At 62.1% G+C, this 21328-nt stretch carries 19 protein-coding genes; 14 read left to right on the forward strand and 5 right to left on the reverse strand.

What is annotated here, in order from left to right:
- Nucleotides 1-10 precede the first annotated feature (10 nt).
- The gene (locus AMC88_RS34435) at nucleotides 11-1060 is read right to left on the reverse strand and encodes a glycosyltransferase (protein ID WP_237353212.1); all 1050 of its coding nucleotides are present in this window, start codon (nucleotides 1058-1060) and stop codon (nucleotides 11-13) included.
- 12 nt (nucleotides 1061-1072) lie between these two features.
- Between AMC88_RS34435 and AMC88_RS34780 the strand changes: the two genes are divergently transcribed.
- Nucleotides 1073-2188, forward strand: a complete 1116-nt coding sequence (locus AMC88_RS34780; RefSeq protein ID WP_418314122.1) for a hypothetical protein — start codon at nucleotides 1073-1075, stop codon at nucleotides 2186-2188.
- A gap of 163 nt (nucleotides 2189-2351) precedes the next feature.
- On the opposite strand, the gene AMC88_RS31580 is transcribed toward AMC88_RS34780, so the two are convergent.
- From AMC88_RS31580 to AMC88_RS31595, 4 genes are all read right to left on the reverse strand, one after another.
- Nucleotides 2352-2672 (reverse strand): hypothetical protein, encoded by a 321-nt coding sequence (locus AMC88_RS31580; protein WP_009997671.1) that lies wholly within the window; start codon nucleotides 2670-2672, stop codon nucleotides 2352-2354.
- Nucleotides 2673-2866: 194 nt separating this feature from the next.
- Nucleotides 2867-4165: a phosphoribosyltransferase family protein gene (locus tag AMC88_RS31585; protein ID WP_064820539.1), complete on the reverse strand. Its 1299-nt coding sequence runs from the start codon at nucleotides 4163-4165 to the stop codon at nucleotides 2867-2869.
- 32 nt (nucleotides 4166-4197) lie between these two features.
- Nucleotides 4198-6339 (reverse strand): caspase family protein, encoded by a 2142-nt coding sequence (locus tag AMC88_RS31590; RefSeq protein WP_064820540.1) that lies wholly within the window; start codon nucleotides 6337-6339, stop codon nucleotides 4198-4200.
- A 269-nt stretch (nucleotides 6340-6608) separates the two neighbouring features.
- Nucleotides 6609-7313: a transcriptional regulator NanR gene (locus tag AMC88_RS31595; protein WP_016735333.1), complete on the reverse strand. Its 705-nt coding sequence runs from the start codon at nucleotides 7311-7313 to the stop codon at nucleotides 6609-6611.
- A 140-nt stretch (nucleotides 7314-7453) separates the two neighbouring features.
- Between AMC88_RS31595 and oiaX the strand changes: the two genes are divergently transcribed.
- The 13 genes from oiaX to dhaL all read left to right on the forward strand — a co-directional run bounded on the left by oiaX (nucleotide 7454) and on the right by dhaL (nucleotide 21304).
- Nucleotides 7454-8749, forward strand: a complete 1296-nt coding sequence (oiaX, locus tag AMC88_RS31600) for a 3-oxo-isoapionate-4-phosphate decarboxylase OiaX (protein WP_237353200.1) — start codon at nucleotides 7454-7456, stop codon at nucleotides 8747-8749.
- Between the two features lie 5 nt (nucleotides 8750-8754).
- Entirely contained in the window at nucleotides 8755-10089 is a 1335-nt protein-coding gene (locus AMC88_RS31605) for a four-carbon acid sugar kinase family protein (protein WP_064820591.1), read from the forward strand.
- Between the two features lies 1 nt (nucleotide 10090).
- A complete protein-coding gene (locus AMC88_RS31610; protein ID WP_037147129.1) occupies nucleotides 10091-10894 on the forward strand; it encodes a triose-phosphate isomerase in 804 nt (267 codons plus the stop codon).
- Nucleotides 10891-11337: a D-erythrulose-4-phosphate isomerase gene (derI, locus tag AMC88_RS31615; RefSeq protein WP_037147126.1), complete on the forward strand. Its 447-nt coding sequence runs from the start codon at nucleotides 10891-10893 to the stop codon at nucleotides 11335-11337. Before AMC88_RS31610 ends, derI begins: the two co-directional genes overlap by 4 nt.
- 77 nt (nucleotides 11338-11414) lie before the next feature.
- Entirely contained in the window at nucleotides 11415-12242 is an 828-nt protein-coding gene (locus AMC88_RS31620; RefSeq protein WP_004678736.1) for a phosphogluconate dehydrogenase C-terminal domain-containing protein, read from the forward strand.
- A gap of 96 nt (nucleotides 12243-12338) precedes the next feature.
- The gene (locus AMC88_RS31625; RefSeq protein ID WP_004678737.1) at nucleotides 12339-13280 is read left to right on the forward strand and encodes a D-ribose ABC transporter substrate-binding protein; all 942 of its coding nucleotides are present in this window, start codon (nucleotides 12339-12341) and stop codon (nucleotides 13278-13280) included.
- Nucleotides 13281-13353: 73 nt separating this feature from the next.
- Nucleotides 13354-13998 carry a DUF2291 family protein gene (locus AMC88_RS31630; RefSeq protein ID WP_029531710.1) on the forward strand — a complete coding sequence of 215 codons (645 nt, stop codon included), beginning with the start codon at nucleotides 13354-13356 and terminating at the stop codon, nucleotides 13996-13998.
- Nucleotides 13995-15545 (forward strand): sugar ABC transporter ATP-binding protein, encoded by a 1551-nt coding sequence (locus tag AMC88_RS31635; RefSeq protein ID WP_064820541.1) that lies wholly within the window; start codon nucleotides 13995-13997, stop codon nucleotides 15543-15545. Before AMC88_RS31630 ends, AMC88_RS31635 begins: the two co-directional genes overlap by 4 nt.
- A complete protein-coding gene (locus AMC88_RS31640; protein WP_004678742.1) occupies nucleotides 15542-16603 on the forward strand; it encodes an ABC transporter permease in 1062 nt (353 codons plus the stop codon). Before AMC88_RS31635 ends, AMC88_RS31640 begins: the two co-directional genes overlap by 4 nt.
- Before the next feature lies 1 nt (nucleotide 16604).
- Complete coding sequence (locus tag AMC88_RS31645; RefSeq protein ID WP_037147120.1) at nucleotides 16605-17639, forward strand: Gfo/Idh/MocA family protein; 1035 nt, start codon at nucleotides 16605-16607, stop codon at nucleotides 17637-17639.
- Complete coding sequence (apnL, locus tag AMC88_RS31650) at nucleotides 17636-19510, forward strand: D-apionate lactonase (protein ID WP_037147117.1); 1875 nt, start codon at nucleotides 17636-17638, stop codon at nucleotides 19508-19510. The genes AMC88_RS31645 and apnL overlap by 4 nt, the downstream gene beginning before the upstream one ends.
- A gap of 138 nt (nucleotides 19511-19648) precedes the next feature.
- Nucleotides 19649-20653 carry a dihydroxyacetone kinase subunit DhaK gene (locus tag AMC88_RS31655; RefSeq protein WP_012490389.1) on the forward strand — a complete coding sequence of 335 codons (1005 nt, stop codon included), beginning with the start codon at nucleotides 19649-19651 and terminating at the stop codon, nucleotides 20651-20653.
- Between the two features lie 3 nt (nucleotides 20654-20656).
- On the forward strand, nucleotides 20657-21304 hold the full coding sequence (gene dhaL / locus AMC88_RS31660; RefSeq protein WP_037147114.1) for a dihydroxyacetone kinase subunit DhaL: 648 nt from the start codon (nucleotides 20657-20659) through the stop codon (nucleotides 21302-21304).
- The last annotated feature ends 24 nt before the right edge of the window (nucleotides 21305-21328 follow it).

Here is a 21328-nt window from a genome sequence, read left to right on the forward strand (position 1 = left end):
GGGGAAAGTGTCATACGCGTGCGATCGCTCCCCCCAGCGCGCGATCAGTTCTGACAGAGAATGCGAGCTCTTCGATCGCTCGTGCCGCTTCACGTGCGCCATTGGCAAAAACGATGCGGCCTGCTCGCATCCGCTGCTGGGCGAGAAAATCCTCCGACAGGGCGAGTTCGACCGCCTCGTGCGCTCGCTCGACATCGACTGCTCTGAGACAGAGCCCCAAACCGGCGCTTTGCGCATAGGCGGCTCGGATGGCTTGCTCGTCCATCTCGGGCGCCTCATTCGGAACGAAGATTGCCGGGATGCCGCCATAAACAGCTTCGTGGAAGCTGTTGTAGCCGGCATTCGTGATCATCAGGTCGACAGCGTTGAAATATCTGGCAATCGGATAAATCGCCTTTTGCACGGTGCCTGCAATATGATCCTCTCGCTTCGCGGCAAGGGGATTGATAGCATCGACGACCTGGACGCCATGTTTAAGGAGTCCGTTGATGATCGCCGGCCGCAGCCGGCTGACGTCGAAATTTCGTTCCGAACCGAGCTGCACGACGGCGACAAGACCGGCTGGATCGACACCGAGAGCCGATGCAGCTTCTGCCCGCGAGAGCCTGTCGTCATTGTCAATGAGGAGGATCGGAGAAACGCCGATCACGCCGGCGCGCAATTGCGCAGTGATGCCGTGATCTTCGTCCGCGGCAAACTCGCCCGGCTCGATCACCATGTCGAACCGATGCTGCATCAACGGATCGAGATCGTGACGGGAAGCCCACATCCCGCGGCGGATCCAGACCCAGTTCAGATCGGGACGGGCGGCCAGCACTTTCAGCAGGCCCGGAAAGGGATGGTTGCTGTCGAAGACGACGCTGTTGATGGCAAATGCCTCCACGGCAGCCAGCAATTCCTGTGCGAAGACCTCGTTCCAGCTGTCGTCCGTCACTCCGATCTTCGGGGCGGACGGTATGTAGTCGACCGGGTGTCCCCGTGCTTCGATAATCGAAGACCCGGCCGACATTGTCAGGAAAACGGGCTCCATGTCAGGCGACATGCGCTCGGCGATTGCCATCAATCGCGTGATATGGCCAAGGCCTATGCCATTTGTCGCGACAAACAGGACGCGCCGCCGTCCCGTCGGCGACCGTTGGGATCTTCCCGGCCCGGAACGGACCGTTGCGTGCCCGCTCGACGCGGAGAGAGCGTCAGCGTCAACGGGGTTGCCGGCGGTGACAAGCGCGGGAGGCAAGCAAAGCCCGAGTTCGTCATAGAGCTCACGCATTCTATCCGGGTATCGGCTCGTCGAAAACTTCTTCTCGACCAATGTGCGCGCGGCTGCCGACTGTGCGCGGAAGGCCTCGGGAGAGGCGAGAAATCTCTGCAGAACCTTGGTTGTTTCCTCAGGCCGGCAATAGACCGCACCGTCTTCGAAAAGGTCACGAAACGAAGGGTCCAGGATGGTCACAAGCCCGCTCGCCATCGCTTCCGCAATGCCAATGCCAAACGCCTCAACCCATCGCCGGCTGTGAAAGAACACATAGAAATCAAGCTTGCTCAGAAACTGAGGCACACCGCTGTTCGAGTAGGGCAAGATGTTCCAGTTGGATCCAATCAAAGGCACGATTTGTTCTGGCACACCGCCCATGACCTTGATCTGGACATTACCAAGATCGGGATAGGCCGCGCGCAATTCAGCCTCGGTGTCCGGCCATTTCAGGAGATCGCAACGGGAATGTCTGCCGATAACCGCCCGTTCGCATGGCGGCTGCGCGGTCCTGATCGGCCACTCGTCGAGGTCGATCAGATTGAAAAGATCATGGCGCAAGAGCTCAGGTCTTCCGGCGATGATGTCTTCGAACTGATGCCGCACCTTGGGGCCGACCGGTGCGAAGATGACGGGCGCCCCGAACATTCTCTCCAGATTTCGTTTCACCACCTCGAAATTATATTGCGCATTGCCGGCTCCGTCGAAGGGCGGATGCTGGACCGCAAGGAGGACGACCTTCGATCTGAGGCGCAGCGGCCGTGTCGGCATGTGCGCGAACGCCAGCGGATTATGCGCGAAGAGAATGTCGCACTCGACTGCCTCCTCGCCCGTCAGCCACGGCACCTCCTGACGCTCAAGAACGTCGAGAAGACGTTCCTCGAACCGTCTGGAACGAACGTCGGAAACACCGAGAAATGGAAGCAGAGCCGTTGAGAGGCCAAATTGCCGAGCGGACTGGATCTCGACCCGCACCGCCGATGAGGAGCCGCCATAAAATCGAGGATCGGCTGCATGGACAATATCAAAATGCATTCGAAAGCCAGATTGGGTCTATCAATGCTACCAGAGTCAGTTCGCCGTTGACAGGTTGGTTGCTTCAATAAGCGCTGCCGCTGCGGCCGAAAGACGAGTTACGTTCGGGATTGTCCAAATTTCTGACAGCTACTGGCTTCGGTTTGACCGACCGGGTAACCCTTGATGCCGCAACCGGGACATAGGAACTGTTCGGATACTTGCTGATAAAGTTGCGATAGGCTTGATCGGTGTTGCTTCGCCGTGCGTTGCGCCAGGCCACTTCTTCATCGGCGGTAGGCGCATTTCGGTAACCGCTGATCATCGACGCCAGCGTCATATTCGAGCCTTGAGAGGTGCATGAGGCAAGAATCAGCGTTCCGAGGATAGAAATTTTGCGAAGCATATGTTGCCCTCCCCGCAGCTTATTTTAGTAAGCATTCACAAACTACCGAAGTCAATGCCCGCAAGGCCAAACTCATTATTTTCGCTGGTACGATGCGGCCTTGAAGGACTTCTCCGGCCTTTCAAGCAACGAATAGATGCACGTTTCAACTGACAGATTAATCAGCGGCTTGTCCAGGGGTGCCCGCCTTTTCGCTATGACAACTGTTCGGCGAGGAATTCCTCGAAGCTCAGCCCCAACGTCACCTCGCGCGAGATCGCCCATTTTTGCAAGATAAGGTCGTAGCGTCGGCGAACATAGTCCTGATATTGCCCGGACGAAAGCGACGGAAGGTGGCGCACCTGCGGAATGAATTCGGCCGGCGTCTCTACCCGGGACATGAGTTCCTGATGGAAATCGGAAAGAACGATGATCGGATATTCGTTCTTGGCCATGCAAATTTTACGGATGGACTCGATGGCTTCGAGAAAGCCGTCTGGTCTTGGCCCGAGCCAGGTGACAAGCGTTCGCGACTTTGCCCGATTGTGCGCATCGGCAATCGTATAGCGGAGCGCCTCAGGGATTGTCTGCTCTCGCCTCAAGAACGCGAAAGGGTCGAAAGGCATTCTCATGTTGAACAAGCCGCGCAACGGGGTGGTTGGTAAAACCATCTGGTGGGTCTCCGTGCAAAGGACTGGCTTGTTCGACAATCTAGCAATCTCGTTCGCCTGCCTAAGATCACTCTCGACAAAGATCTCAGCGTCACACTGCCGATAAAAGGCCGCCTTGAATTTTGCATGCGTGCCCCGCCGCCGACGCTCCGCCGCGCTCGGCAGATCCAGCATGATGAGCTTGCCGTAGTCGATCGCATTTGTACGTAGCCAGGCCTCGGTCAAGGACCGGTACTTCTCGAGCCGGCTGGTCACGAGATAGGCGATGAATCGCGTCGGTTTGTGAAGCGCCCGTGCATTTCTCAAGAAGGCTTCATAGGCCGGGCCATCGTCATTTTCCCTATCGGTCGGGTCGAGGCAGAGCACCCCGTCAATATCGATGCACGCCTTCGACAACAGGCCGTGATGCATGAAATTCCACTGGAACAGCCTGGGCTGTTCAACGACCTCGAATATAAAATCGACATCGTCGTCGCTACCGTGCAGGCCGTAGACCGCCGCGAAGACAAATTGAGCGCGTGTTTTGCATGCCATCAATTTGGCTTTGGCTTCCCGCATGGCGCCGCCGGTATTGATGCTGTCGTCGAGGACAAGAACCTTTCGAACATCCGACGCGCTCCTGAACGAAGCGGTATTCTTCGTTGCACCGAACGAATAGACGCGGCCTTCGATGAAGCTGTCCAGATCGGTCGTCGGCAGGTTGGCGACAAGGCCGAGCACGTTCGCAGCCAGCAAGCCGCTGCGTGGGATACCGACGACCAGATCGATCTCGCGAGGCAGCATGTGCAACCCGTCGACAATCGTTCTGTGCAGATCCGATATCGAGCGATACGCTATCCCCATGCCGATACCCCTTTCAGGTCACCTCCGAACCGTCATTTGCCGTTCTGTTCCAGAAAGAGATCGACCTGGGCTTCGATCTTCTGCCGTGTTGCCGTGTCGAGCTTCTTGCCGATCGCCGCGCGCGCTTCATCGGCTCGATTGACGCCCAGCTTTTCGGCCAGCACCCCATAATAATAGGCGAGCGGCACATCCGCCTTTCCCGTGAAGCTGCCTTTGTCGTAACCGAAGGCAAGATCGAGATTAGCCAGTTCCAGGCCGCGATTGGCAGATAACTTGAAGAGGGAAAGCGCTCGGTTCCGATCGGCAGGAAGTTTATCGGCGCCTTTCAGGTACAATCTCGCGGCATAATAGGGGGCGTATTTGTTGCCCATGTCCGTTGCCTTGAGCAGGGTCTCCAAGCCACGTCCAAGGTCCTTCTTGGTGCCCTCTCCGCTGATATAGGCCTGGCCTAGATTTGCCATGGCGTCGATCTGGCCCGTATCGGCCGCCGCAGTGTAAAGTGCGACAGCCTGCGAGGCATCCTGCTTTACCCCCGTGCCCAGCCTGTAGCAGTCACCCAGCGCCGTGATGGCGTTGGCCCACCCGCTGGAAGCGGCAAGACGATACCAAAGAATACCTTCTTCCGGCGCCTTCGAGACCCCTTGGCCAAGAATATAGGCCGTGCCGACGTTGGTGCGCGCGCGCAGGTTGCCCATTTTTGCGGCCGCCATGTAGTAGGAGAGCGCCTGGTCGTAGTCGACCTTCCGGCCGATCCCCATGCGAGCCATATAGCCAAGGTTGACGAGAGCCGCGCTATACTGATGGCCGCCGGCGACTTTATAGAAATACTCCGCCCAATTATATCGACCGGCGATCTCGAGAACACGACCAAGCTGATACTGCAGCCGGGGATTGTTCTGGTCTGCTGCAAGCGCAAAGGCGCAGGCCCGTAACGCGTCGCGGACATTGACGAGACCATTACTGACGCCGGGAACCTGTCGCTGGGGATCGTTCGGGTCGGCACCATAAAGATCGCATTCGGTCACAAGACTGCGCATCCCGCCCGCCGTCTCGGGCAGTACACTCGGCCACATTCTGAACGTTTCGCTCACCGCCCGCTCGCCCGCTTGCTGGAAGACGAACTCCTTAGCCTCGGCCTCGCCGGCGCTCGGCACCTGGCTGGCAATGGATGAGGCGACAAGGCTCTCGCGCACATAGAGCCCGCGTTTCGAAAGGGCGGCAACCTGGACACGACTCTTTTCCTCCGCCTCGGCCGCGTGCGCGCTTTGGGGAAAGATCTTCGCGAAGCGCTCGAAATCGGCAGGATCCGGACTATCCTTGATGAAGGTCCACAGCACCTCGTCAATTTTAACCGGGCTCGAGGTTTCGGCGGGGGGAACGACGGCTTCCGCGTCCAAGATTGCCGCCTGTGGCCGGAACACGAACCGCGTTTCAATCGAACCCGTGATCCAAGGTATTTGGGCATTGCCAGTCGCTTGCCTGACATCGCCGCGAACCGTTCGAAACGTGTCATAAACATCCAGGTTCGGTCGCTGCAGGGCATTGGCGAGCGCCGACGAATACGGGCTATTCAGCCCGGTGCCATCATAGGCGACTTCACCGGCGCTCGTTGCGTAAGCCACCAAGACCTGCCCACTTCCCGCCTCAGTGTCTGCCAGCCCCTGATGCAGACCCTGGAAATTGGCAGCCGGATTGTTTCTGCATGCATCAAGAATGAAGAGCTTCAGCCCGACGGGGTCGTTCTTGACGATATCGATGAGGTCGTTGAGCACGATTGCATCGGCAACGACCCGTTGCGCGGAGCTGGTATCGACGTCCACCGGCAATAAGAGATTGCGGCCGGCGGCCTGCAAGGCGTGGCCGGCATAGTAAAAAACGGCAATATCGGCACCGACCAGATGCGTCCGAACGGTCTCTTTGAGATCCCCGACCGCCTCTTTCTTCAGGTCGTAAAACAACAGCACGTCAAAATTCAATTCGGTGAGCGTACTGGCGATCAGCTTGGCGTCATTCTGGGGATTGCTCAACGGCGCAAAAGGATAGTCGCTATTGCCAATAACAATTGCCGCACGCCTTTCTGCGTGAGCAGATCCCGTGAAGACTTGACACGCGATCAGTAGGAACAGGCAGATAAAAAAACGTAAGACTCGTCCTTGCGCAGATGTGGAAACCATCACTATCGCTCCATGACAAGACCGCGCCCGAAACCATCGGAGCAAAGCCCGAACGTCGCTTTGTCTGCCTCATTCCCACAATTGAGAATTTGAAGTGGATTCGCGCCCGGATAATCTCAGCCAGTCTAGCTATTTACACACCAAGGAGTGGCCCTTCTGCAATACACAAATGAGAGCGAATCTCATCTGATGCACCCGCATCATTATGCCGTCGATCGTGTTAGCGCCGACTATAGCCCACTCGGTTTCGCGATCTTCGAAAGCTTCGATTACTTCGCATAGAGCGCGCGTGAGCGCTCGAGATGCTTGAGGAGCGCCGTTTCCGAGCCGTCGACATCGTTGGCTTCGAGGCGGTCGACGATTTCGTCGTGTTCTGCGAGTGTGAACTTTTCCTTGCCGGTCCAGATCAGCATCTCGGTATGATATTCCTTCAGCCAGGCGAGCATCGCCTCGCTGACGGCGACATAGATCGGGTTTCCGGAGATCTGGGCGATGCGGGTGTGGAATTCCATATCGGCGTCGATGAACTCTTCGGCCCGCCCGAGCGAGGCGCGCTGACGTTCGATGATGTCTCGGAGATCGCTGATATCATTTGCCGAAGCGCGCTGTGCGGCCTCGCGGGCCATGCCGCGCTCGAAGAAGATGCGGGCGCTCTTCAGATGTTCGAGCGAGTCGGCCGATTGCGACAGCATGATCTTGGCGGTGAGATCGACCTGGCGGAAGATCGATTTTGCCGTGAGCCGCAGTACCTTCGCGCGCTCGCCGTGCGAGATGCTGACGAGACCCTTGTTGGCGAGCGATTGCATGGCTTCGCGGATCGCCGGCCGGCCGACGCCGAAGCGCTCCATCAGCACCCGCTCGGAGGGCATTTCATCGCCGGGCTGAAGCTCGCCTGAGGTGATCATTCGCTCGAGTCGATCAAACACTTCGTCGGAGAGTTTCCGGCGGACGATTTGTTCGATGGGCTGGGTCATGAGATCTCGCTGGCTCAAAATGCTTCCTCCTAACAGTTTTCCGCGCCGAGAACAAAGCTTGCGGCTGAAAATTTGCGCCGTCGAAGATTCCGCTTTTCAACAGTTGGAATACTCATTATACCAGATCACGAGTTGACGCCATGACAATCTCCATGGCGAGAGGAGCAGCCGGCCGTTTCATGATGATAACCCTGACCTACCGCATCGAAACGCCCGGCAGCGTCGAGACGATGGCGGACAAGATCGCCAGCGACCAGTCGACCGGAACCTTCGTGCCGGTTCCCGGCGAGACGGAAGAGCTGAAATCACGCGTCGCCGCCCGGGTTTTGGCCATCCGCCCGCTCGAGGATGCGCGCCATCCGACCTGGCCCGAGGCCGCGCCCGGCACGCTGCTTCACCGCGCCGATGTCGACATCGCCTTCCCGCTGGAGGCGATCGGCACCGATCTCTCCGCGCTGATGACCATCGCGATCGGCGGCGTCTATTCGATCAAGGGCATGACCGGAATCCGCATCGTCGACATGAAGCTGCCCGAAGCTTTCCGGAGCGCCCATCCCGGGCCGCAGTTCGGCATAGCGGGCAGCCGCCACCTCACCGGCGTCGAAGGCCGACCGATCATCGGCACGATCGTCAAGCCGGCACTGGGGCTGAGGCCGCACGAGACGGCGGAACTCGTCGGCGAACTGATCGAGTCGGGCGTCGACTTCATCAAGGACGACGAGAAGCTGATGAGCCCGGCCTATTCGCCGCTCAAGGAGCGCGTTGCCGCGATCATGCCGCGCATTCTCGATCACGAGCAGAAGACCGGCAAGAAGGTCATGTATGCCTTCGGCATCTCGCATGCCGATCCTGACGAGATGATGCGCAACCACGATATCGTCGCTGCGGCCGGCGGCAATTGCGCCGTCGTCAACATCAATTCGATCGGCTTCGGCGGCATGAGTTTCCTGCGCAAGCGCTCCAGCCTGGTGCTGCATGCGCATCGCAACGGCTGGGATGTGCTGACGCGCGATCCGGGCGCCGGCATGGATTTCAAGGTCTATCAGCAGTTCTGGCGGCTGCTCGGCGTCGACCAGTTCCAGATCAACGGCATCCGGGTCAAATATTGGGAGCCGGACGAGAGCTTCGTCTCCTCCTTCGAGGCCGTGAGCACGCCGCTCTTCGATGCCGCCGATTGCCCGCTTCCGGTCGCGGGCTCCGGCCAGTGGGGCGGGCAGGCGCCGGAGACCTATCAGCGCACCGGCCGCACCGTCGATCTTCTCTATCTCTGCGGCGGCGGCATCGTCAGCCATCCCGGCGGTCCTGCGGCCGGCGTGCGCGCCGTGCAGCAGGCCTGGCAGGCTGCGGTCGCCGGCATTCCGCTGGAGGTCTATGCCAAGGATCATCCGGAGCTTGCCGCCTCGATTGCCAAATTCAGCGACGGCAAGGGCGCGTGACGGCGATGGATGGACGTCTCGTCAGCTACTACGGGGATGATTTCACCGGCTCCACCGATGTCATGGAGGCTTTGGCCTCGAACGGCGTCGAGACCGTGCTCTTCCTCGACATTCCCAGGCCGGAGCTGCTTGCCCGTTTCAGCCATTGCCGCGCCATCGGCATTGCCGGAACGAGCCGCAGCGAGACGCCGGCATGGATGGAGGAGCAGCTTGCCCCGGCCTTCGACTGGCTGAAATCGCTTGGCGCCGCCATCTGCCATTACAAGGTCTGCTCGACCTTCGATTCCAGCCCCGGCATCGGCAATATCGGCAAGGCGATCGAGATCGGCCGCGCGAGTTTCGGGCAATCCATCGTGCCCGTCATCGTCGGCGCGCCGCAATTGAAGCGCTATACCGCTTTCGGCAATCTTTTCGCCGCCTATCAGGGCCGCGTCTTCCGCATCGACCGCCATCCCGTCATGAGCCGCCATCCCGTCACGCCGATGGATGAGGCGGACCTCGCGCTGCACCTGTCGAAGCAGACTTCCCTCCCCGTGCTGCTTGCCGATCTCGTCGCGATCGCCGCGGCCGATGCCGACCGGCGGGTCGACGAGCTGGCGTCGCATCCGGACTGCATTCTGTTGCTCGATGTCGATTCCCACGCGACGCAGGCGGCCGCCGGGCGGCAGATGCTGCGTGTCGCCGCCCGCTCGGGAGGCTTCGTCGCCGGCTCCTCGGGGGTCGAATATGCCCTGCTCAGCGCCTGGCGGCAGGCCGGCGCGATTGGCGGGGGCAGCGCCGATTTTCCTGATATCGGCCCGGTCGAGCGGCTTGCCGTCGTCTCCGGCAGCGTCTCGCCGACGACCGAACGCCAGATCCGCACGGCCGTCGAAAACGGCTTCGAGAGCATCGCGCTCGATCCGCTTGCGCTGGTCTCGAATGGCGAGGCTGCGGTGGATGCGGCGGTGCAGGCCGGTGTCCGGAAGCTCAAGCAAGGCAGGAGCGTCATTCTCTATACGGCGCTCGGCCCATCCGCCGACCGCGGCGCCGATATCGACCGGCTTCCGGGCGCTCGCCACCGGTTGGGCGGCGACCTCGGCACGATCCTGCGCAGGCTGATCGAGCAGGAAGCACTGCCGCGCGCCGTCGTCGCCGGCGGCGACACGTCGAGCCACGCGCTGCGGCAATTGAAGATCGACGCGCTGACGACGCTGCTGCCGCTGCCCCAGACGCCGGGCTCGCCGCTCTGCCTCGCCCATGGCGACTATGCGCCGACCAACGGCCTACAGATCGCGCTGAAAGGCGGGCAGGTCGGCACGGATGACTATTTCGCGCAGATCCGCGACGGGAGGAAGAACTGAGATGGTCGTCTGGGTCGGCACCAGCTTCAAGATGAACAAGACGCTTGAGGAAGCGCTCGCCTTCGCGCGCGGCCTCGCCGATGCGGATCTTGAACGCGATCCCCGCGTGCAGCGCTTCGTCATTCCCTCCTTCACGGCGGTGCGCGAGGTCAAGCGCGTGCTTTCCGAGACCTCGGTGAAGGTCGGCGCCCAGAACATGCATTGGGAGGATGCCGGCGCCTGGACCGGCGAAGTTTCGCCGCTGATGCTGAAGGATTGCCGACTCGATCTCGTCGAGCTCGGCCACTCCGAACGGCGCGAACATTTCGGCGAGACCGACGAAACCGTCGGCCTTAAGGTTGCCGCTGGCATCCGCCACGGCCTGACGCCGCTGGTCTGCATCGGCGAGACCCTGCAGGAGCGCAACGAGGGTCGGGCCGACGCCGTGCTGCGGCGGCAGGTCGAGGCTGCCCTGAGGGGCGTCGACACCGAGGCCGGCGAGGCTCCGATCCTGCTTGCCTACGAACCGGTCTGGGCGATCGGCGTCAACGGCATTCCGGCGACGGCCGGTTATGCCTCCGAGCGGCACGGCAAGATCGCCGAGGTGGCGAAATCCATTCTCGGTCGCCCGGTGCCTGTTCTCTACGGCGGCAGCGTCAATCCCGGCAATTGCGAGGAACTGATCGGCGAGCCTGATATCGACGGCCTGTTCATCGGCCGCTCCGCCTGGTCCGTCGAAGGCTATCTCGACATTCTCGCCCGCGTCAGCGCGGCGATCGACCGCTCATCTCCACGCCAGACGGCGAGTGAAAGGAAACTGCCATGAAGATCGCAATTGGCGCCGACAGCGCCGGCAAACCGCTCCTGGATGTCATTGCCGCCCATCTCGCCGGCAAGGCGGATCTCGAAGTGCACGATCTCAGCCAATCCGGCTTCTATGCCGATCTCTCCCAGCGCCTGGCGCAGACGATCGTCGACGGCGAGCATGAGCGCGGCATCCTGTTCTGCGGCACCGGCATCGGCGTATGCATCTCCGCCAACAAGGTGCCGGGCATTCGCGCCGCCCTCACCCACGACACCTATTCGGCCGAACGTGCGGTGAAATCCAATAACGCCCAGATCATCACCATGGGCGCGCGCGTCATCGGGCCGGAACTGGCGAAATCGATCGTCGACGTCTGGCTCGCCTCCGAATTCGATCCCGATGGCCCGTCGGCCGGCAACGTGCAGGCGATCGACCGGCTCGATGCGGAAAAACATCGGGCCTAAGCGCCTAAGAGTGATATGGTGATTGACTCATCATACCAGTATATGATCCTATCCAGAACTGAAAAGGTGAGGAAAACATGACCAAGATTGCTCTCTTCGGCGCCGGCGGCAAAATGGGATACCGGCTTGCCAAAAATCTCAAAGGCTCGCGCTTCGAAGTGCGCCATGTCGAGGTGAGCGATGCCGGCAAGGCCCGCCTGAAGAACGATCTTGGCCTCGATTGCGTGCCTGTCGATGCCGCGCTCGACGGCGCCGACGTCGTCATCCTCGCCGTGCCGGATACGGCGATCGGCAAGGTCGCGGCCGGCATCGTCGACAAGCTCGCTCCCGGCACCATGGTGGTGGCGCTCGACGCCGCCGCACCCTTCGCCGGCCATCTGCCGAAGCGCGACGACCTCACCTATTTCGTCACCCATCCCTGCCATCCGCCGATCTTTAACGACGAGACGGACATGCAGGCCAAGAAGGATCATTTCGGCGGCCTTTTCGCCAAACAGCACATCGTCTCGGCGCTGATGCAGGGTCCCGACAGCGCCTATGCGCTCGGCGAGGAAATCGCCAAGGTCATCTGGGCGCCGGTCATGCGTTCGCACCGGGTTACGGTCGATCAGCTCGCCATGCTCGAGCCCGGCCTTTCCGAAACCGTCTGCGCCTCGCTGCTCGTCATCATGCGCCAGGCCATGGACGAATGCGTGGCCCGCGGTGTGCCGGCGGAAGCCGCCCGCGATTTCCTGCTCGGCCACATGAACGTGCTCGGCGCGGTCATCTTCAAGGAAGTCGACGGTGTCTTCTCGGATGCCTGCAACAAGGCGATCGAGTTCGGCATCCCGGCGCTGATGCGCGACGACTGGAAGAAAGTTTTCGAACCGCAGGAGATCGCTGAAAGCATTCGGCGCATCACCTGAACCGGCCCGGGGGAGGCAAGCCTCCCCCTGCTACCGCTCCGGAGACGGGGCACCGCTCCGGGGAGACGGAGCGTCATTCACAACAGGGAGGAAAGAATGAAACTGACACGCAGACTGACACTCGCAGCCTTCGCCAGTGCGCTGGCGCTCGGCACGGCCATGCCGGCCTTCGCGGCCGATCTCATTGCCATCATCACCCCGGCGCACGACAATCCCTTCTTCAAGGCCGAAGCCGTCGGCGCCGAAGCCAAGGCGAAGGAGCTCGGCTACGAGACGCTCGTCATGACCCATGACGACGACGCCAACAAGCAGTCGGAAATGATCGATACGGCGATCGGGCGCGGCGCCAAGGCGATCATTCTCGACAATGCGGGCGCGGACGCTTCCGTCGCCGCCGTCAAGAAGGCCAAGGATGCCGGCATCCCCTCCTTCCTGATCGACCGCGAGATCAACGCGACCGGCGTCGCCGTGGCCCAGATCGTCTCGAACAACTATCAGGGTGCGCAGCTCGGCGCGCAGGAATTCGTCAAGCTGATGGGCGAGAAGGGCAACTATGTCGAGCTGGTCGGCAAGGAGTCCGACACCAATGCCGGCATCCGCTCGCAGGGCTATCACGACGTCATCGACGATTATCCCGAGCTGAAGTCGGTCGCCAAGCAGTCGGCCAACTGGAGCCAGACGGAAGCCTATTCGAAGATGGAAACCATCCTTCAGGCCAATCCGGATATCAAGGGCGTCATCTCAGGCAATGACACCATGGCGATGGGCGCGATCGCAGCCCTGCAGGCCGCCGGCCGCAAGGACGTGATCGTCGTCGGCTTCGACGGCTCCAACGACGTGCGCGACTCCATCAAGTCGGGCGGCATCAAGGCGACGGTGCTGCAGCCCGCCTATGCGCAGGCGCAGCTCGCGGTGGAGCAGGCCGACGCCTACATCAAGAACAAGACGACGCCGAAGGAAGAGAAGCAGCTGATGGACTGCGTTCTCATCAATGCCGACAATGCCGGCAAGCTCGAAACCTTCGCCCTGACGAACTGATCAGCCCCAATTGCGGAGGGTGCAATGTTGCGCCCTCCGCAATGCATTTTGCAAGACGCCGAGGTTCACCCGCATGTTGAGAATGAAGGGCGCATTGCTGGCTGCCGTCGTGGCGGCGGCCCTGCCCGGTTGCAAGATCATCAAGACGCCGACCGCGGAGGAGAAGGCGGCGGCCGCAGCCAAGACCGCTTTCGATCCGAATGCCAAGGTCGAGGCGATCTGGCAGCCTCAGGTCGTGCCCTATTTCGAAAAGCGCGCCGGCGAGCTGAAGGACGTCATGCAGCTCGTTTCCACGAGCCCCGATGCCGCGGGCGAGAAATACGGCAATCCGCGCAAGCAGAGCAGCTCGCCCTGGACCTATGCGGTGAAGATCACCGGCACGGTCGTCGCGGCCGACACGGCCTCGCGCGCGGCGACGCTCGATGTCGATGCCGATGGCGACGGCAAGGCCGATGCGAAGGTGCAGATCGGCCCGGCGCTGCGCGGCACCGCACTGCGCGACACGCTCGATTTCGTCAATTTCAACGAGTTCAAGAACCAGATCGAATGGGCGCAGTTCGGCAAGGCGTTCAACGAGAAGGCCAATACCGCCTTCCTCTCCGCCGTTCCGCGCGACGGTCTCACCGGCAAGACGGTGACGGTGATCGGCGCCTTCCCGCTGCCGAGAAGCGGCGAGCTGCCGCTGGTCACACCTTCGGAACTGAAGGTGGGATCATGACGGCGGCAGACGCACATCAGGACGATATCATCCTCCGTCTCGACGACGTGTCGAAGGTCTATTCCGGCATCGTCGCCGTCAAGCGCGCCAATCTGGAGCTGCGCCGCGGCGCGGTGAATGTTCTCGTCGGCGAAAACGGCGCCGGCAAATCGACGCTGATGAAGATCATTGCCGGCGTCGAGCGCCCGACGCTCGGCCGCATCATCCTGGACGGCAAGCCCGTGTCCTTCGACAGCCCGGCCGACGCGCAGGCGAACGGCATCGGCATGATCTTCCAGGAGCTCAATCTCTTCGCCAACATGTCGGTCGCCGAAAACATCTTCACCCGGCGCGAGATCACCCGCGGCCTGCTCGGCATCGATCACAAGGCGCAGGTCGAAAAGGCCAATGAATTTCTGCGGCGCCTCGATGCCGGCATCGAGGCGGACACGATGGTCGAGGACCTGCCGATCGGTCAGCAGCAGCTGGTGGAGATCGCCAAGGCGATGTCGCTTAATGCCCGCATCCTGATCATGGATGAGCCGACCTCGGCGCTGTCGGCGGCCGAAGTCGAAATCCTGTTCAAGGTGATCGCCGAGCTGAAGGCGCAGGGCGTGGCGATCGTCTATATCTCGCACCGGCTGGAAGAGCTGATGCGGATCGGCGACTACATCACCGTGCTGCGCGACGGCCAGATCACCGGCCATGCCATGGTGCGCGATATCGACACGCGCTGGATCGTCCGTTCGATGATCGGCTCGGACGCCAAGGATTTCGCCAAATCCGTCACCCATTCCATCGGCAAGGAAGTCTTCCGCGCCGAAAACATCACACTTCCCCGACCGACCGGCGGGCTTGCGGTCAACGACGTTTCCCTGTCGGTCAAGGCGGGTGAGATCCTTGGCATCTACGGCCTGATGGGCGCCGGGCGCAGCGAATTTTTTGAATGCGTGATCGGGCGCCATACGCATTCGACCGGCAAGATCTTCATCGACGGCAGGCAAGTGCGCGCCCGTGACACCACGCGGCGCATCCGCCGCGGCCTTGCGCTGATCCCGGAGGACCGGCAGCGCGAGGGGCTGGTGCAGGTGCTCTCCATCGCCTCCAACCTGACGCTCGCGAGCCTGTCGCGCTTCACCCGGCTTTTTCATATCGACAGTGGCGCGGAGAAGAACGCCATTCAGGAGGCGATCCGCGATCTCTCCATCAAGGCGCCGAACCCGGATTTCGAGGTCACCTCCATGTCCGGCGGCAACCAGCAGAAGGTCGTCATCGGCAAGGCGCTGATGACCAATCCGAAGGTGCTGCTGATGGACGAGCCGAGCCGCGGCATCGATGTCGGCGCCAAGGCCGACGTCTTCCGCACCATGCGGCGGCTGGCGGCAAACGGGCTCGCCATCCTGTTTTCGACCTCCGACCTCGAAGAGGTCATGGCGCTATCCGACCGCATCGCGGTCTTGAGCAATGGCCAGCTCGTCGCCGTCTTCGACAGGGACGAAGCGACGGAAGACGCCATTATCGCGGCTTCGGCCAAGGGACACGGACATCAAGGGAAACTCACGTCATGATGGCGGCTACCTCAACTCTTGCGCCGAAGGGCGCCAACGGCTCTGCGCTTCTGACGCTGATGAAGCTCAGGACCTTCATCGCGCTCTTTGCCGTCATCATCTTCTTTGCGATCTTCGCGCCGAACTTCACCTCGACGGCGAACATGATCCTTATGTCGAAGCATGTGGCGCTGAACGCGTTCCTCGCGATGGGCATGACCTTCGTCATCATCACCGGCGGCATCGACCTTTCGGTCGGCTCGATCGTCGGGCTCTGCGGCATGGTCGCCGGCGGGCTGATCCTCTACGGCATCGAGCTGCCGATCGGCTACACCATCTATTTCAACCTCTTCGAGATCGTGCTGATCACGCTGTCGATCGGCCTTGTCATCGGCCTCATCAACGGCCTCTTGATCACCAAGCTCAACGTCGCGCCCTTCATCGCCACGCTCGGCACGCTCTATATCGCCCGCGGCCTGGCGCTGCTGTCCTCTGATGGCCAGACCTTTCCGAACCTCGTCGGCCGGCCGGAATATGCCACCACCGGTTTCGACTTCTTCGGCGCCGGCCGCATTCTCGGCCTGCCGGTGTCGATCTGGATCCTGATCGTGCTGGCGCTCGCGGCCGCCTATGTCGCGCGTTCGACGCCGATCGGCCGCCACATCTTCGCCGTCGGCGGCAATGAGCGGGCGGCGCGCATGTCCGGCATCCGCGTCGATCTCGTGAAAATCTTCGTCTACATGTTCTCCGGGCTTTGCGCGGCGATCGTCGGCGTTGTCATCTCCTCGGAGCTGATGGCCGCCCATCCGGCGACCGGCGAAAGCTTCGAACTCAATGCGATCGCCGCAGCCGTGCTCGGCGGCACCTCGATGTCGGGCGGCCGCGGCACGATCGGCGGCACGATCATCGGCGCCTTCGTCATCGGCATCCTTTCCGACGGTCTCGTCATGATGGGCGTTTCCTCTTTCTGGCAGATGGTCATCAAGGGTCTCGTCATCATCATCGCCGTGGTCGTCGACCAGGCGCAGCGTCGCCTGCAGCAGCGCGTCACCCTCATGCAGATGGCAAAGGCAGGTTGAGATGGCCGGGTTGAAAGGCGCGCTGATCGGCTGTGGCTTCTTTGCGATCAACCAGATGCACGGCTGGAACGATGTCGAGGGTGCGGAGATCGTCGCGATCTGCGACCGCGATCCCGAGCGGCTGAAGCTCGTTGGCGACCAGTTCGGCATCGAGCGGCGCTACAGCGATGCCGAGGCGATGTTTGCCGATGGCGGCTTCGATTTCGTCGATATCGCCACGACAGTCCAAAGCCACCGCGCCCTGGTGGAAATGGCCGCGAGGAATAAGATCCCCGCCATCTGCCAGAAGCCCTTCGCCAGGACGCTTTCGGAGGCGAAGGCGATGGTCGAAGCCTGCCGTGCTGCCGGCGTGGCCTTGATGGTGCACGAGAATTTCCGTTGGCAGACGCCAATCCAGGCGGTGCGCAAGGCGCTCGATGCGGGCGCCATCGGCACGCCCTTCTGGGGCCGCTTCTCCTTCCGCTCGGGCTACGACGTCTTTTCCGGCCAGCCCTATCTCGCCGAAGGCGAGCGCTTCATCATCGAAGATCTCGGCATCCATACGCTCGATATCGCCCGCTATATCCTCGGCGACGTCAGCGCGCTGACCGCCCGCACCAAGCGGGTCAACCCTGGGATTAAGGGCGAGGATGTCGCGACCATCCTGCTCGATCATGAGAACGACGCCACCTCGGTCGTCGACGTCAGCTACGCCACGAAGCTGTCGAAGGAGCCCTTCCCCGAGACGCTGATCGAACTCGACGGCTCCGAAGGCACGATCCGCCTCAGCCAGGGCTACGGTCTGGAGATCACCAACGGCAGGGGCACGACCAGGATGGATGTTTCGCCGAAGCTGCTGCCCTGGGCCTCGCGGCCCTGGCACAACATCCAGGAAAGCGTCTTTGCGATAGAGCAGCATTGGGTCGACCAGCTCAGGCGCGGCGCGGAGCACTCGACCTCGGGCGCCGACAATCTGAAGACCTTCGCCCTCGTCGAGGCCGCCTATGACAGCGCCGCCCGCGGCCAGACGATCGATATCGGGGCGATGCTGCGATGACCGCCGATGCGTTCCAGCTTTATGGCACCCGCATTGCGGAAAGGCCGCCGGTCCGCCTGACGGCGGGAAAGCTGACGGCCGATCTCGCCGACGGCAATCTCCGCACGATCCGTTACGACGGTGTCGAGGCGCTGCGGGCGATTTCCTACCTCGTCCGAGACCGGGACTGGGGAACCTACAGCCCTGAGATCACCGACCTCAGGATCGAGCAAGGCGAGGATCGTTTCGAGGTCGCCTATCTCGCCCGCTGCCAGGGGCCGGATGCGACGACGCTCTCCATAGAGGTCCGCATCACCGGATATCGCGACCGGCTCGATTTCGAGGCCGAAGCCGTCTCCGAGACCGGCTTCGAGACCAATCGCTGCGGCTTCTGCATCCTGCATCCGATCGTCGGCGTCGCCGGTTCGCCGGCGGCGGTCGAACAAGTCGACGGCCAGATCGCGGCGACGCGTTTTCCCAATGTCATCGAGCCGTGGCAGCCCTTCAAGGACATGCGCGCCATCACCCATCAGGTCATGCCAGGCGTTACCGCGGAATGCCGGATGGAGGGCGACACCTTCGAAATGGAGGACCAGCGCAACTGGTCGGACGCCTCCTACAAGACCTATGTCAGGCCGCTCGCTTTGCCCTGGCCTTACCACATACCGGCCAACCAGCCCGTCCGGCAGAAGACGTCGCTCATCATCACGGATATCAGCCGTTCCGTCGCGCCGTCAGTCGCGACGCAGAGCAGCGTCATAAGGCTCGAGCTCGGTACGCGAACCGGCACCATGCCCGATATCGGCGTGATCGTGACGCCCGAGGAGGCCGAGGCGACGCGCGCGGCCACGTTCCTCCTGTCGGAGATCGCGCCCAAGGAACTGCTCTTCCATTTCGATCCCGATGCCGGGCACGGCCTTGACGCGCTAGAGAACTTCGCCGCGATCGCCGCTCTCCATCGCGGTCGCTCGACGCTGGAAATCGCGCTCCCCTGCAAATCGTCGCCGGCAGGCGAGGCAGCCGGGATCGCCCGGCAGATGCAGCAGGCGGGATTCAAGCCGGGCGCGATCCTGATCTCGCCTTCCGTCGACCGGCAATCGACGCCACCCGGCAGCAAATGGCCGGACTGCCCTCCCCTCGAGGAGGTCTATGCCGCGGCCCGCGCCGCCTTCCCCGGCATTCGCATCGGCGGCGGTATGCTCAGCTATTTCACCGAGCTCAACCGCAAGCGCGTGCCGGCAGGCGAGATCGATTTCGTCAGCCATTGCACCAACCCGATCGTGCATGCGGCCGACGATCTCAGCGTCATGCAGACATTGGAGGCGCTGCCCTTCATCACGCGCTCCGTGCGCGCGATCTACGGCGACAAGCCGTATCGCATCGGCCCGTCGACGATCCCGATGCGGCAGAACCCCTATGGCAGCCGCACGATGGACAATCCGGCCGGCGGGCGCATTCCGATGGCCAACCGCGACCCCCGCCACAATGGCCGCTTCGCCGAGGCCTTCGCGCTCGGCTATGCGATCCGGGTGCTCGATGCCGGTCTCGAATGCCTGACGCTTTCGGCGCTGACCGGTCCTTTCGGCCTGATCGCCGGTTCCGATGAACCAATCGAGCAAGGCGGGCGGCGGCCGCTCTCCAACACGGTGCGGACCTTGTCGGCACTTGCGGGTGCATCCTGGCAGGAATGCATCTCGTCCTCGCCCTCCGAAGTGCTGTCTTTCGTCGCAAGGGATGCCGCTGGCGCCAGGCTCTACGTGGTCAATCTCACAGGCGAAGAGCGAAGGGTCGGCGGCAGCGCATTGGACAAAGAGGTGCGGCTTGCGCCGTTCGCGACGGCCGCCTTGCCGCTAGAACAGGATGATTTTAGGCCCGGTTGGCCTAAAATCTGAATCCTGCTCTAAATTAAAGAGTTAGAGCATGATGTCGTCCGAAAACCGCTCACACTTTTCGCCATCATGCTCTAGCGGATTGACCTCTGGCCCGCCCGCCGCATCTATGCAGTCGGAGCTCGTTCTGGGAGGATCGGCGTGAAGACGAAGAAGCTTATCAATGCGGGCGCGGATGCCGTCGATGAGATGCTGCAAGGGGTCCTCGCGGCGCATCCTGAGCACCTCTACGCCGTGGACAGCATGCCGCGCGCCATCATTGCCAGAAACGGCCCGCGCAAGGGCAAGGTCGGGCTGGTGATCGGCGGCGGCTCCGGGCACGAGCCGACCTTCCTCGGCTATGTCGGCAAGGGGCTTGCCGATGCCGCCGCGATCGGCAATGTCTTCGCCTCGCCGCCGCCCGATCCGATCATGGCCTGCGCCATGGCCGTCGATGGCGGCGTCGGCGTGCTCTTCATGTACGGCAATTATGCCGGCGACGTCATGAACTTCGATATGGCCGCGGAAATGCTGGCGCTCGACGACATCGCGGTGCGCACCGTTCTGACCACCGACGATGTCGCGTCCGCCCCAGCCGATCAGCAGGACAGGCGGCGCGGCGTGGCCGGCAATGTCTTCATCTTCAAAGCGGCCGGCGCTGCCTGCGATCTTCTCTATTCCTTCGACGAGGCCGAGCGCGCCGCGCGCCATGCCAATGCGCGCACCTATACGATGGGCGTGGCGCTCTCGCCCTGCTCGCTGCCGCAGACATTGAAGCCGAACTTCCAGATCGGCGAGGAGGAGATGGAGATCGGCATGGGCATCCACGGCGAGCCTGGCGTGGCGCGCGGGCCGCTGAAGACGGCCGATGTGGTGACCGACGAACTGATGGACAATCTTCTCCGGGAGATGAAGGCCGAGCGCGGCGACCGCGTCGCCGTCCTCGTCAATTCGCTCGGCTCCACGCCGATGATGGAGCTCTACATCATGATGCGGCGCGTCAAGGCGCGGCTCGACGGGGCCGGACTTGTCATCCACACATCGCTCGTCGGCAATTACTGCACCTCGCTCGAAATGGCCGGCGCCTCCATCACGCTCATGCATCTCGACGACGAGCTTCAGCGGCTGATCGACCATCCCTGCGATTGCGCCATGTTCAGGAGGTGATCGATGGCGATCACGACCAAAGACCTGCAGCACCTCTTTGCCATGATCGCTGTAGACATCTTGGCGCAGCGCGACCATCTCTGCGAGCTGGATGGCGCGATCGGCGATGGCGATCACGGTATTGCCATGGACGCCGGCTGTGAGGCGGCGGCCAGGGCGGTCGCCGCGCTCGACGCTACACAGACTCCGCCGACGGCCGTCTTCAACACCGCGGCAAAGGCATTCCTGAATGCGGTCGGCGCGTCTTCCGGCCCGCTGTATGCCACGGCCTTCATGCGCGCCGGAGCTGCAGTCAAAGACAGGCCTGAACTCAGCGATGACGACTTCCTGCGCGCTTTTGCGGCGATGGCTGAGGGTATTCAGGAGCGCGGCAAGGCCAAGCCCGGCGAAAAGACCATGGTCGATGCCTGGAGGCCCGCGGCGGATGCGGCGCTCGATGCCTGGCAGCCGGGGGCCTCGTTTCACCAGTGCTTCGATCTGGCCGAGCGGGCGGCGCGCCGGGGATGCGAAGCGACGAGGGATATGACGGCGGCCAAGGGGCGGGCGTCGCGGCTGGGCGAACGGGTGATCGGCCATATCGACCCCGGCGCGGCGTCGGCCGCGATCGTCATCGCCTCGATCGCGAAATTCGCACAGCATCGCGATGGTTAGCTCATCATACCAGTTGACATGTAA

The sequence above is a fragment of the Rhizobium phaseoli genome, assembly GCF_001664385.1.
GTDB lineage: Bacteria > Pseudomonadota > Alphaproteobacteria > Rhizobiales > Rhizobiaceae > Rhizobium > Rhizobium phaseoli.